The 12,825-nt window shown below is 68.1% G+C and carries 9 protein-coding genes and 2 pseudogenes; 4 read left to right on the top strand and 7 right to left on the bottom strand.

All coding sequences use genetic code 11. From position 1 onward, the window contains the following. Positions 1-23: 23 nt before the first annotated feature. The 3 genes and pseudogenes from ACHMW8_RS18225 to ACHMW8_RS18215 form a co-directional block, all read left to right on the top strand. Positions 24-281, top strand: a complete 258-nt coding sequence (locus ACHMW8_RS18225) for a glycosyltransferase (RefSeq protein WP_395443345.1) — start codon at positions 24-26, stop codon at positions 279-281. Next, positions 278-994: pseudogene (locus ACHMW8_RS18220) on the top strand (glycosyltransferase); the annotation flags it as partial. The gene ACHMW8_RS18225 and the pseudogene ACHMW8_RS18220, both read left to right, overlap by 4 nt. A 70-nt stretch (positions 995-1,064) precedes the next feature. Next, positions 1,065-1,184, top strand: a pseudogene (locus ACHMW8_RS18215) (glycosyltransferase); the annotation flags it as partial. A gap of 121 nt (positions 1,185-1,305) precedes the next feature. On the opposite strand, the gene ACHMW8_RS18210 reads toward ACHMW8_RS18215, so the two are convergent. The 5 genes from ACHMW8_RS18210 to ACHMW8_RS18190 form a co-directional block, all read right to left on the bottom strand. Continuing rightward, positions 1,306-2,574, bottom strand: a complete 1,269-nt coding sequence (locus ACHMW8_RS18210; RefSeq protein ID WP_395446009.1) for an MmgE/PrpD family protein — start codon at positions 2,572-2,574, stop codon at positions 1,306-1,308. A 108-nt stretch (positions 2,575-2,682) separates the two neighbouring features. Continuing rightward, positions 2,683-3,582 (bottom strand): adenosine deaminase, encoded by a 900-nt coding sequence (locus ACHMW8_RS18205; RefSeq protein ID WP_395443344.1) that lies wholly within the window; start codon positions 3,580-3,582, stop codon positions 2,683-2,685. A 231-nt stretch (positions 3,583-3,813) separates the two neighbouring features. Beyond that, a complete protein-coding gene (locus ACHMW8_RS18200; protein WP_395443343.1) occupies positions 3,814-5,136 on the bottom strand; it encodes an NCS2 family permease in 1,323 nt (440 codons plus the stop codon). Further along, a complete protein-coding gene (locus ACHMW8_RS18195; protein ID WP_395443342.1) occupies positions 5,133-6,254 on the bottom strand; it encodes a nucleoside hydrolase in 1,122 nt (373 codons plus the stop codon). The genes ACHMW8_RS18200 and ACHMW8_RS18195 overlap by 4 nt, the downstream gene beginning before the upstream one ends. A 68-nt stretch (positions 6,255-6,322) precedes the next feature. Next, complete coding sequence (locus ACHMW8_RS18190; protein WP_395443341.1) at positions 6,323-9,286, bottom strand: TonB-dependent receptor; 2,964 nt, start codon at positions 9,284-9,286, stop codon at positions 6,323-6,325. Between the two features lie 277 nt (positions 9,287-9,563). On the opposite strand from ACHMW8_RS18190, the gene ACHMW8_RS18185 reads away from it, so the two are divergent. Continuing rightward, positions 9,564-10,517 (top strand): LysR family transcriptional regulator, encoded by a 954-nt coding sequence (locus ACHMW8_RS18185; protein WP_125157766.1) that lies wholly within the window; start codon positions 9,564-9,566, stop codon positions 10,515-10,517. A 29-nt stretch (positions 10,518-10,546) separates the two neighbouring features. Here the strand turns inward: ACHMW8_RS18185 and ACHMW8_RS18180 are convergent, their stop codons facing one another. Together ACHMW8_RS18180 and ACHMW8_RS18175 are read right to left on the bottom strand one after the other, a co-directional pair. Beyond that, positions 10,547-11,470 carry a hypothetical protein gene (locus ACHMW8_RS18180; RefSeq protein WP_395443340.1) on the bottom strand — a complete coding sequence of 308 codons (924 nt, stop codon included), beginning with the start codon at positions 11,468-11,470 and terminating at the stop codon, positions 10,547-10,549. Between the two features lie 5 nt (positions 11,471-11,475). Continuing rightward, entirely contained in the window at positions 11,476-12,690 is a 1,215-nt protein-coding gene (locus tag ACHMW8_RS18175) for a glycosyltransferase (protein WP_395443339.1), read from the bottom strand. Positions 12,691-12,825: the final 135 nt, after the last annotated feature.

The raw sequence follows: 12,825 nt of genomic DNA, 5'->3' as shown, positions 1-12,825 counted from the left end.
TGTGCGTCGCGGCCCACGAAGCGATGCAGGCCGGCTTGCCGGTGCTGGCCTCGGCGGTCGGCGAGCTCCCCTACAGTATCGTGGACGGTGAGACTGGTTTCCTCGTTCCGCCGCTCGACCCCGCCGCGCTGGCCGTGGCTCTGGCTGAAGCGCTATCGAATCCGGAGCGCCTGGAGCCCATGGGTCAGGCCGCCCGCGCCCGGATCGAGACGCGCTTCGGGGCCGAACAATTCGCGGCGCGCGGCGCGGCGATCGTCCAGCGCTTGAAACGCCTGGCATGAAAATCCTCGTCGTGCTGCACGACCTGCCCCTGGGCGGCACCGAGCGCGTCGCCCTGCGCCTGACCGACGCCTGGGCCAAGGCGGGTCATCAGGTCACCTTGCTGTGCGGCTCGGCGACAGGCGCCCAGGCGGGTTTGGTGTCGGAGGCCGTGGAGTTGGTCGAGTGCGCCCCGCCGATCCCACGCGGCTTCGGCTCCCGCATCCGACTGGGCCGCGCGGTGGCCGAGCATTTGCGCCGCCATCCCGCCGACGTGCTGTTCGCGCCCGGGAACTTCCACTGGTCGGTCTGCCGCTCCGTGGCCAAGAGCCTGGGCGACGACCGTCCGGCCATCGTCGCCCAGGTCAGCTCCCCCATCTTCAAACATGGCCGCAAGGGCTTGAAACAACGGATGTTCGAGGCCGGCGCGCGCCGCCGCCTTCGGGATGTCGACGCGATGGTGACGCTGTCGCCTCGGACCGTGCCCGAGACGGATAGATTGTTGGGCCGCCGCATCGCCACCGCGATCCCCCTGCCCGCGCTCGACGACACCCTCCATCCGGCGAAGATCGCCTCCGGCAAGCTGATCGTCGCGGCGGGTCGCCTGGCGCCGGAAAAGGGCTATGACATCGCCCTGAAGGCCTTCGCCAGGATCGCCGATGCCGAAGCCCGCCTGGCCTTCATCGGCGACGGGCCGCTGCGGGCGGATCTGGAAGCGCTGGCCAAGAGCCTCGGCGTCCGGGAGCGCGTGACCTTCGCCGGCTACGCGCCGGACATCGCCCCCCTGGCTCGATCGCGCGCGGCTCCTGCTGCTCAGTTCCTGGCACGAGGGCTTCGGCGCGGTCATCGTCGAGGCCCTGGGGCGCGGCCGTCCTGTCGTCGCCACGGACTGCACGCCAGCGGTGCGGGACCTCCTGGACACGCCCGGGCGCGGGCGCGTCGCGGCGGCGGGCGACGTGGACGGCCTCGCCAGGGCGCTCGAAGCCGAACTGGCCGCCGCCCCGCCCGAGCCCTCCGCCCTGATCGCCGCGGTTCAGGCCTACCGGATCACCCCGGTGGCAAACGCCTATCTCGACGTCTTCGAAGCCAGCCGCAGGCGGCCGCGAGCAACCCGACGAGATCCTCCGTCGACGCCAGGGTCTCTACGCGGCTCATCAGGTCCTTGGAATGCGCCGCTCCAAGGCGAGGCTCGACCAGATTCAGGAACTTTGTCCGCAACCTCCCTCTCAGGACGTTCAGATCGCCGGCGGGTCTGGAGACGTCGTGACGCGCCACGAACCTCCGGCCGTCGAGGGTCTCGATGCTGACCTCGGTGACATCCTCGGGCCATCCCGCCGGCGCCAGCTCAACCTCGGTGATAGCCCGAACAGCCTGCAGATCGCCGCGCTGAACGACGGAGTCCGCATAGGCGGCGACATCCGAGGTATCGACGCCGTGCAGGGCCAGGGCCGCGTTGAAACGCAGGCTGAACTTGGCTTCCAGCCCCGTCCTTGGCTCGGCGATGTTGCACATGGCGTCGGCCCCGGCGTCCACCTTCAGGCGGATCGCGCGCACAGCGTCTGGCGCGAGGCCCTGGCGACGGAGGGCTCCAATCGCCTCCAGGGTCCCGTGCGCGCCGAAACAGGCGGCGTGGTGCTTGAACAGGTTCCTGTCCAAGGCGTAGCCGTCCCACGTCAACCCTTGTGTCGGCAGCCCGTCGCTCTGGGTGGCGGCGAAGCCGCGCGGATGCTCCAGGATGTCGGCGCGAGCGCTCACGCCCGCGCGCGCCCACAGCGCCGCCATCACGCCGGCCTCGGCGGCTCGCCCCGCGTGCAGCGGCTTGGCCATGGTGCCGAACTGCGCCTTCAGCCCCGCCGCCTGAGAGCCGGCCAGGCCATAGGCCCGCGCCGTCTCCTCTTCGTCGAGGCCCAGCAGATGGGCGCAGGCCGCCGCCGCGCCGAACGCGCCGATCGTCCCGGTCGCGTGAAAGCCCCGCGCATAGTGGCTGGCGCTGATCAGGGTCCCGATCATGCCGGCGGCTTCGTAACCGGCGACGAAGGCCTCGATCACCGCGCGTCCCGACAGGCCCTCGGCCTCGGCCAGGGCCAGCAATCCGGGCAGGATCACCGCCGTTGGGTGGACACGCATCGCCAGATTGACATCGTCATAGTCCAGCGCGTGTCCGGCCACCCCATTGACCAGGGCCGCCTGACGAGCGCTGAACCGCCTTCCCCCGCCCACCGCCGAGGCGACGGGAGCAGCGCCTTCAGCCTCCGCGACCTGGCGGATCAACCGCGTCGCAGGTTCCTCGCCCCCCCGATCGCCAGGCCGAACCAGTCGAGGACGCAGAGTCCCGCCATGTCGAGCGTGGCGGACGGAACATCGGCCGCCGCCGCGCGGCTCCGCCGAATGATCGCCGTCGTCAGCCCGCTCACTGGGGCCTGCTCACTGGGAGAAGACCGCCGGACCGGGCCAGCTTGTCGTCGCGACCAGGGCGTCGAACTCGGCCGGCCAGCGTGCGCGCCATTCGGCCTTCTGGTCGTCATCGGTCCAGGAACCGTCCACGCCGTTCAGCATCATCGCGCGAAGGTCAGCCATGTCGTAGCCGAGATGGCTGTGCATCAGCTCCCACGCGCCGCCGGGCGTGACGTTGTGCAAGGTCGGGTCGTCGGTGTTGGGGTGCAACTTCAGCCCCAGGGCGGACATGGCGCGGATCGGATGATCGATCGCCCAGCGCTCGGGCTCCAGCGTGCGCAGATAGTAGGAGTTGGTCGGCACGATGGTGAACACCAGGCCCCGCTCGGCATAGCGCCGGGCCAGATCCGGGTTGTCGACGATGGTGTAGCCGTGGTCGATCCGATCGACCTTCAGCCTCTCGACGGCCGTCTGGACGTTGGTCCAGGGCATGCCGAACTCGCCCGCATGGGCTGTGGCCTTCAGGCCATGGCGACGCGCCAGGGCGTAGGCCTCATGGAAGAGCTCGGGCGGGCGGTCGTTCTCGCGATAGTCGATGCCGATGCCGGGTACGGCGGGATCGCGGCAGCCGAGCATAAGTTCGACCATCTCGAGCGCGCTGGAAGCCTCGGCTTCGCGATCGATGCTGGGGATGAGCAGCCCGCTGACGCCGACATCCGCCCGCGCCTCGCGGACGCCCGCCAGGATCCCGGCCTGGGCCTCGCGGTAGGCCAGGCCCGTATCGCGAACCGTCGCGGTCGGGTTCCAGAAGAACTCGGCGTGACGCACGCCCTCGGCCGCCGCGTCCTGGAGGTACTCGTAGGTGATCCGGCGGAAGTCGTCGGGTTCCTGCAGCAGGTGACGCTCCAGCGCCCGCAGCACGCGCAGCACGCCGACCGGCTTGGACCCGCGCTCGTAGAACGCGGCGATCTCGGTCTCGGTGATCGGCGCGCCCCCTTCGACGGACCATGTCCGTGAAGGTCTCGCGCCGCACCGAACCCAGCAGATGGCAGTGCAACTCGACCTTGGGAATGGCGCGGAAGACGGCGCGCTGGGCGTCGGTCGTCTTGCGTCCCAGCGTGGAGGCCGGGACGGCTCCGATGGATGCGGTGGTGTCGGTCATCAGTGCGTGGCGGCCGTGTAGAAGTAGTAGCCGAGCGGAATGGCCAGAATGAACAGGCCGAGCGGGATCTCGCGGGCCTTGCCAGCCAGCACCTGGACGATGACGTGGACCAGCAGGCCGCCGGCGATGCCCGTGCCGAAACTGTTGGAGATCAGGGTCAGCAGCACCATGGCGATGGCGGGGAAAAGGTCCGTGACGTCTTCGCCGCGCAGGTGGCGGATCGTGCCCAGCATCGAGACGCCGATCAGGATCAGGGCCGGGGCGGTGGCCTGCTTGGGGATGGCCATGGCCAGCGGCAGCAGGCACAGGGCGCCCAGGAATAGCGCCGCGGCGGTGACCGGCGTCAGGCCCGTGCGGCCGCCGGCCTCGACGCCCGCGGCGGACTCGACCAGGGCGGTGCCAGCGGGAATGCCGATCAGCGGCCCGACAGCGGCCGCGAAGGAGTCGACCAGGAACGGCCGCTCGATCCCCGGCAGGTTTCCCTCCGCGTCGGTCAGTCCGGCCTTGGCGCCGATCGCCAGGGTGGTGCCGAGGGTCGAGAAGAACTCGCCCGCGAAGAAGGCGAAGACATAGGGCAGAGCCGCCAGGCTGAACGCGCCCGCGAAGTCGACCTGCAGGGCGACCGGTCCAAGGCCGTGCGGCAGCGAAAGCAGGCTGGGCGGCAGCTTGGTCAGGCCCAACGGAATGCCCGCGAGGGCGGCGGCGGCGATGCCGGCCAGCACCGCGCCGGGAATCTTGCGGGCCTGCAGGGTCAGGGCGACCGCTAAGCCGATCAGGGCCACCACCGGTCCGGGCTGGGAGAAGTCGCCCAGCTTCAGGGCCATGGTCTTGGCGTTGACCGCCACCATGCCCGCGTCGCGGCAGCCCAGCATGGCGATGAACAGGCCAATCGACGCGCCCAGGCCGAGCTTGATCTGGGGCGGGATCATCTTGACCACCAGCTCGCGCGCACCGGTCAGGGTCAGAACCAGGAAAAGCACGCCAGAAGTCATGGCGATGGCCAGACCAGTGGCCAGGGGGACATGCTCGGTGTGCGCCAGGGTCACGCCCAGGATCACCGAGCCACCGATGCCGGGTCCGACGATGAACGGCAGGTTGGCGTAGACGCCCATGGCGATGCTGCCCAAGGCCATCACCAGGATCGCCGCCGTGGTGGCCGCGCCCCGGTCCATGCCGCCGGTCGACAGCAGAGACGGGATCACGACGATCAGATAGGCGGCCGCCAGGAAGCTGGTCAGGCCCGCCATCATCTCGCGGCCGATCGTGGTCTCGCGCGCGCTCAGAGCGAAACGGCGATCTAGCAGCGTATACAGCCTGGTCATTTGGAGGCCTGCGCCACGAAGGTCTCAAGGAAGCGCGGCACGTCGATGGCCCGCACGATGTGGACTTCACGCTCGCCGGCGTTCGGCGCCATGTCCGACTTCCAGACGACGGGCTGGCCATAGGAGGGCCCGGCGAAGGTGTCGACGTCCATGCGCGCCACCAGTTCCTCGGTGACCAGCGAACGGTCGACGGCCACGGCGACGGTAATCTCGTCCCACAAAGGCTGGCCGATCCGGGCGTAGGTCTTAACGTAGGTCGCCACCGGCGTGCCGGCCGCGCCGATGCGGTCGACCACTTCCTGCGTCGCCTTGGCGGCGGCGGTGACGTTGCCCATCACGGTGATCTTCTTCCACGGCGCGGTCAGCACGATATGCGCCGCCTCCGGGTCGAAGATGAAGTTGAAGTCGGTGGCGTAGTCGGTATTGCCGGTCACCCGCGCCACGGCGGTGTCCAGCTTGCCCGGCTCGATGACGATCTCCTTGGCCAGGGTCGCGATGTCGGGCGCGATGCGCAGCGCCAGGGCGATGTTGGTCAGGGGGCCGGCGCTGACGATCGTCACCTCGCCCGGATGAGCGCGGACGTTGCGGATCAGGGCGTGGACGGCGTCCTCCTCGGAGGCCTTGAGCTTCGGCTCGCCCTCCGGCATCGGCGGGATCAGGTCGGGATCCTGGGGATGGTAGGTGCGGCCGGGGCGCGGCGTGCTCCAGGCGCCCTTGAACGGCACCTTGCCGTAGCGCGCCTCCCAGTTGGCCATCTCGGCCTGGGTGCGGATCAGCGGCATCTGCGCGCCCAGGTGGACGGGAGGCTCGGGACGCTTGGCGATTTCGAGGAAGCGAAGCGCATGAGCGGCTTCCTCCTTCAGCCAGGCGTCGCCCGTGACGACGCCGATGCCCAGCAGCTTGACCCGGTCGTCGCGCAGCAGCGGGATCAGCGACTGGATGTTGCTCTGGCCCGGACCGAGAAAATCGTTGTCGAAGAAGATCGCGACCTTGTCCCTGGCGGCGGCCGGCGACGTGGTCTGGGCGAGCGCGCCGCTCGCGAGCGACTGGCTCGCGAGCAGCGCCGCCAGGCCAAGGGCTGCGTGGCGCAAATAAGGGGAGAAGCGACAGGGCAGCATGGGAGATCCTTGGCCTGGACGCGGGAGGAAGAACGCCCCTCCCCCGTCTGGATCGAAAAGGGACTTGATCAGAAGCGGGCGGTGGCGCCGACGAAGATGTAGCGACCCAGCGAGTCGTACATCCCCGCAAAGAAGGCGCCGTTCGAGGTCTGGCCGCCCGTGCTGGCGGTCACAGGCGGATCCTTGTCGAAGGCGTTGTTGACGCCCAGGCGCAGGGTGACCTTCTCGGTGACATTGGCCGAAGCCGCGAAGTCGATATAGCTGACGCTGGGCATCTTCAGGTCGTAGGGCTGGTAGGCCCCGGTCAGGTAGATCGAGGTGCTCGACTTGTCGTTCTTCGTACCGCCGATATAGCGCCACGTGGTCGACAGGTTGACGCCGCTGGGCAGGGTCCAGTCGGCCACCAGGCGGTGACGCCATTCCGGGATCGGCTGACCGCAGGTGACGCCGAAATAGCCGTCGCAACGGTACGGCGCCAGGCCCGGCAGAATCTGGACTTCGTACTTGTCGGTCTTCGTGCCTGCGAAGTTCAGGCCCAGACGGCCCAGGTTCGCGCCAAACAGTTCCGGCAGATCGTGGGCGTAGCTGGCCGCGAAATCCAGGCCCTTGGTCTTCAGGTAGCCGGCGTTGATGCTGGTGGTGACGACATAGCCGCTGGTCACCAGCGAGCCGGTGGCGGGGTTACGCTTGATCAGTTCGCACGAGACGCCGGAATTGATGCACTGGTTCAGCTCGATGCTGGCCGGCACCGTGGTGATCAGCTTCTTCACGTCGATGTCGAAATAGTCGATCGAGAGGCTCAGGCCCTGCACGAAACGCGGGGTGAACTGGACGCCGAACGACTTGGTGTTCGAGGTCTCGGGATCCAGGTTCGGATTGCCTCCGACCATCGCGCCCGACTGCTGGCCGGCCGCCGGAGCGATCGAGCCGTACTGCAGCGCAGTCACACCGGACAGCGCGCATTGGGCGGCGGTCGCCTTGGGCGTCGCGCCTTCGCAGGGGTCGCTGATCGCGGCCGTTACGACCCGCTGGGGACCGAACAGCTCGACCAGATTAGGGGCCCGAACGGCGCGCTGATAGCTGGCGCGCAGGCGCACGTCGCTGATCGGGGCCCACTCGCCGCCGCCCTTGTAGGCCCAGGTGTCGCCAGCGGTGCTATAGTCGGAATAGCGGACGCCGCCCTCGACCGACAGGCTCTTGAAGAACGGCTTGTTCTCGACCAGCGGGATCCGGATTTCGCCATAGACCTCCTTGACGTCGAACGAGCCGGCGATCGGGAATTCACCGCCCGAGTTCCCGGCCACGTCGCGGCTGCTGTAGAAGCTGTCGGGCTGGAAGCTGATCTTTTCCTTGCGGTATTCGGCGCCGATGGCCACGCCGATCGGATAGGAGGCCAGCGGGCTGGTCACGCCCAGGTCGCCGGTCAAAGAGCCGCTGAAGATGCTCTCCTCGGTGTAGCCGTCGCGGTAGACGACGTTCTGCACGTAGTTCAGCGCCGCGGGCGTGATGCCGTCGGCCTGGAACAGGTTGATCGGCACGCACGACGGATCGGTCCCGTTGACCACGGATTCGCAGACGATCTGGCCGCTGCTGTTGGTCACCGCGCGCAGGGCCTTGGCGAACTTGGCCAGCGAGTAGTCGCCGGTCAGGCGCGAGCTGTAGTCGGTGCGGCCGTACTGGGCGTAGACGTCATAGCGCCAGTGCGAGGAGAGGTCGCCGCGCAGGCCCGCCACGCCGCGATAAGAGGTGTGGTTCGTGTAGTCGTGACGCGAGCCGCCCAGGGCGTTGCGCTGCGAGACGATGACATTGGCGCTCTGCGCATCGGTCAGGCCGACCGAGGTGCAGATCAGGTTCTTTTCCTGAGCCGACATCAGCGGATTGTTGCAGTTGATCTTCTCGGAGACCGTGAACACGGCGGTCGGCGACAGCTTGATGTCGGCCTCGTCGCGCATGTACATCAGCTCGCCATAGGCCTCGACCTTGTCGGAGAACCGGTAGCGGGCGAACAGGTCGGCGTTGTAGCGCTTGTCAGGCGATTGCAGGTCGTAGGTGTTGCCGTTGTTGAAGCCGTCCGTGCTGCGATAGGTGCGCAGCGTATTGCCTTCCAGGGCGTAGCTGCCGCGGGTCGCGCCCGTGGTCGGGTTGGTCAGCTGGAACTGCACCGGATAGGTGGCGCTGGACAGCGAGCAGGCATAACCAGTCGCCGTGGCCGACAGGTTGCAGGTCGAGAAGTCGCGATCCTTGGTGCCGACGCCGGAGATGTGCTTGTAGCTGAAGAAGCCGGTGACGTTGCCACGGCCTTCGGCGAAGTTCTTGCCCGCGGTGATCGAATAGCTCTGCTGCTCGCCGTCGAAGCTGCGGCCGAAGGCCGGCAACTGACCGGCCGCCCGCGCCGCCGAGGCGATCCGATTGCCGTTCGAGTGCATGTAAAGGCCGCCCTGCGCGTCCACCTGCACGCCGTCGAAGTCGCGCTTGAGCATGAAGTTGACGACACCGGCCAGGGCGTCCGAGCCGTAGACGGCCGAGGCGCCGCCCGTGACCACGTCGATGCGCTGGATCAGAGCCGCCGGGATGTTGTTGATGTCGGCCGCCTGGGCCGCCGAGCGCGCTGGATCGCCCTGCATAAGGCGACGCCCGTCGATCAGGACCAAGGTCCGCTGGTTGCCCAGGTTTCGCAGGTTGATGGTCGCCGTGCCGCTGGCGCCGACCGTGCCGCCGCGGTTGCCGCTGCCTTGGTCCGCGAAGGCCTGCGGCAGGGTGTTGATCAGGTCCTCGACGCGCACGACGCCGCGTCGGGCGATTTCCTTGTCGCCGATCGTGCTGACCGGGCTGACGCTGGTGGCGTCGGGGCTCTTGATGCGCGAGCCGGTGACGACGATCGCCTCGACCTGATCGGACGACGCTTCCTGAGCGCTGGCGACGGAACCGCAGGCCACGGCGGCCAGCACGGCGGTGGAGGCTAGCCCAAGCCACGACGCGCGCTTGCGGCGGATGTGGATCGCTTCGAACGCGAGACCGGGAAAGGACGACATCGAAGAACCCCCTTGGTTGTTGGCGCGCTCCGCCGACAGCCCTCCCAGCATTTTCTCTTTATTGTTGTTCACCCCGATAAGTAGAGATGATCAAAATTCGCGCTCCCCTGAGCACGACTTCGATCTTCCCTGCCCTCTATTTATACTGCTGGGTGGAAGCGCGATGAGGGAACGCTAGCGAGCCCCCTTAGAAAGGGAAATTCTTTGTAATTATCTCGCTATCGATCGCGCTTATAACCAACCCGGAGGCGCGATCCAGTCTTGCTGGAAATCCGCCGTGCCGCCTTCATCGACCGCCACGCTCCCCCGTCCCGCGGCCCGCACCCAGGCCATTTCGCTCCGCCAACTGAGGTTCTTCACGGCCCTGGCCGAGTCGGCGAACTTCAGCCGCGCCGCCGAGCGGATGATGGTGTCGCAGCCCGCGCTGAGCGCCGCGATCCGACAGGTCGAGGACCATATGGGCCTGCGCCTGTTCGACCGCAGCACCCACCATGTCGCCCTGACCGAGGCGGGCGCGGCCTTCCTGCCCCATGCTCGCCGCCTGCTGACCACCGCCGAGAACGCCTTCGTCGATATGACCGACGTGGCCACGCGCGGCCGGGCGGTCGTGCGCGTCGGCGTCATTCCCTCGGTGGTGCCGGCCGCGGCCGAAGCCATCGCGCGCCTGGGTCAGGAGCGCCCCGACATCTGCTTCCACCTGCGCGACGGCAAGAACGACAGCCTGATGGCCGATTTGCGGTCCGGCGCGCTGGACCTCGTCGTCGGCGTGCTGGGGCGGGTCGAGGACGATGTCGAGGCCAGCCTGATCACCGAGGACGAGATGATGCTGGCCGCGCCGGTCGACCACCCCCTCGCCTCGCATGACGTCCTGCCCTGGAGCGCCCTGGAAGGCGACGAGATCGTCCACTTCACCGGCGGCAGCATCGGCGAACTGAGTTCGGCGGCCATGCGCCAGAACAATCTCTCGCCCTCCCAGCGCTTCCGCGTGGATCAGGTCGGCTCGCTGTTCGGGCTGGTCGGCGCCGGCATGGCCCTGGGCGTCATCCCCTGGCTCTACGCGCGAGGCTACGACACGGACAAGATCAGGCTCATCCCTCTGACCGCGCCGACCATCCGGCGCAAGCTGATGCTCTTCCAACGCGCCAAGTTGCGCGAAGAGCATCCCGCGGCTTGCGCCTTGGGATCGGCCCTGGCCCCGTCGCTGGGCGCGATCCTGTCGGGGAAGACCTAGCCGCCTCGCGTTCGCGCGGCTGGGCGCGGTCAGGCGCTCGTCGTGGGTCCGCGCGCGACACCACGGACCAGATCGACAGCGAAAAGCCCGATGATCACCGCCAAGTGCAGGCCAAGCGTCATGAGCGCCAGCGCCGCCAGCAACACCGCCACCGAGGACTGCGCGCCCAGCAGCAGAAGCATCAGGTTTCCGAACACCAGATCCTTGTTCGAGATCAGCGGGAGGCGTGAAACGAGATAGCGGATCGCCAGCACGACCAACCACAGGCCTGGAGCGACGTCCGGCAACGCGATCCTCCAGATCAGAACGATCAGGGCCGTCGACGCCACGAGCCGAAGCGCGTGCGCGACGGCGACATAGGCCAGTTGCCCCAGGCGCAGCGAGAACACCCGGCGCCCGAAGATCAGAAGGCCGACCGAGATCGCCACGGGAATGAGCCCAGACCACATCGCTGGCCCCAGCCGCTGGGCGAAGTCGAGATCCTGGAGCCGGGTGGCGCTGATCGCCGCCAGCGCCAAGGTCAGGAGATTGCCGAGCAGCGCCGAGACGATGTTGACGTCCTTGATGGCGCCGAAAGGCGCGGCGGCGCCGACCGCACGCCGCGCCCAGACGTAGAGATAGGCCTCGCCGCTGTAACCGAGCACGACCTCGTTGATCACGGTCTTGCGCAACAGAGCCTCGAAGCCTGCCAGGGGCAGGTTCCAGAGCCGCCGGAAAACCGCGAAATCACAGATCGGCTGCGTCAGGTAGAGCAGCACCAAGACCGGCCAAACAAGGAGCGGAAGCCGGTTGATCGTCTTCAGGACGTCCGAGGTCGCGTCGTCCAGCTGGAGAACGATGGCCACGACCAGGCCAACCGACAGGGCGCCGCCCAGCACGTTCCACCATGGCGACGCCTTTTTTGTCGCGACCTCTGGCTTGTCGTCGGAGGGGGCGGCATCGGCTTGCCTCACGCGAGTCAAACGCTCGCGCCCGCCGGCGGCCGCCGGGCCGCGGGCCTCGGCTCGACTGACCGCCCTCTATCCGCGACACGTTGATAGTGCTCGAACAGGTCCGCGAAATGGTCGGTGTCGCGCCTGACCCCCGCGGCCGCCTCGATCGCCGCAGCCTTCAATGCGCCCGGGTCGCGCGAGAACAAGCGACGGATGGCCGCCGCGGCCGCCTGGGTGTCGCCGGAGCGGTAGACTTCCGAGGTCGACGGTTGGGCGAGGTCGGCGAAACCGCCGCGATCGGGCCCCACCAGTGGAAGGCCGCTAGCCATCGCCTCGGCCGGAAGCAGGCCGAAGGTCTCTGAGTCGCAGCCGTGCACCAGGACATCCGCGCTGGCCAGGTGAGCGGCCAGCAAGCCTCTGTCGCGGATCGGCGGGATCAGATGGACGTGAACCTTGCCGGCGGCCGCTCGCCGAACCCTGGCGCGGTCGATGCCGTCGCCCACCACGACGAGGCCGATCGGGACATCGGCGCGGGCTCTTGTCGTGGCCTCGATCACCATGGGCCAGCGCTTTTCAGGGTGGAAACGTCCGACCGCCAGGGCCAATTTCGCATCGTTCGGGCAGGAACAGGCCTCCAGCAGCTCCGACCTCAGACGTTCGTCCCGCAGTCGCGGCGAGAAAGAGCCACGATCCACGCCGAGCGGGATGCTCGTCACGGCCTCCAGGCCGTGATGCTCGAAGCGGCGACCCAGCCAGTGCCCGCCAGTCACGACGGAGGCGAAACGCCCCGTCAGCTTTCGAAGATAGTTCCAGAACCAGTCGAAGAGCTGATCGATCCTCTCGGGGCTGGCGACGGAGGCCATCCACCTCTGGGGATAGATCGCCACCGGGTCGGCGTGCATGAACATGGCCCGGGCGGCGGGCGCGGACCAGTTGGCGACGATCCAGGCCCCGCGCCAAGGCGAGGACGCCTCGACTAGGTCCGGCGACAGTGAATCGAGCCAGCGATGCACCGGTCCCGCTTCCCAGAACATGTGATAGTTCGCGTCGAACGGCAGCCGGGGAGCGCGAACCTGGATCAGGCCTCCCGAGGCGCGCGGTTCGAATCCGTCCTCCGACCCCGGCGCGATGACGAAGAGTTCGTGGCCCAACTGGGCGGCCGCCTCGAACTTGCGATCGATATAGGTTCGCACGCCCCCGCCAGTGGGCGAATAGAACTCGGCGACATCCACTACCCGCATCGTGCTTCCTGAAATTACCCCGCCGGCACCCGTAGACCATCACCGTGACGGTGGCGCGGCGGGCCGCCTTCACAAAAAGACGACGTTAGCGGGTGTAGGTCTCATCGAGTTCGAGATTCCGTGTGGTGGTGGGGC

Origin of the sequence: Caulobacter sp. UC70_42 (assembly GCF_044056025.1) — a bacterium.
Classification (GTDB): domain Bacteria; phylum Pseudomonadota; class Alphaproteobacteria; order Caulobacterales; family Caulobacteraceae; genus Caulobacter.
Note: the sequence above shows the minus strand (reverse complement) of the source record. Positions and strands in the feature narration are given on the sequence as shown.

Bases quoted from the DNA above. Each gene is read 5' to 3' on its own strand.
- ACHMW8_RS18175 (WP_395443339.1), bottom strand. From the start codon at position 12,690: ATGCGGGTAGTGGATGTCGCCGAGTTCTATTCGCCCACTGGCGGGGGC.
- ACHMW8_RS18200 (WP_395443343.1), bottom strand. From the start codon at position 5,136: ATGACCAGGCTGTATACGCTGCTAGATCGCCGTTTCGCTCTGAGCGCG.
- ACHMW8_RS18195 (WP_395443342.1), bottom strand. From the start codon at position 6,254: ATGCTGCCCTGTCGCTTCTCCCCTTATTTGCGCCACGCAGCCCTTGGC.
- ACHMW8_RS18190 (WP_395443341.1), bottom strand. From the start codon at position 9,286: ATGTCGTCCTTTCCCGGTCTCGCGTTCGAAGCGATCCACATCCGCCGC.
- ACHMW8_RS18225 (WP_395443345.1), top strand. From the start codon at position 24: ATGCAGGCCGGCTTGCCGGTGCTGGCCTCGGCGGTCGGCGAGCTCCCC.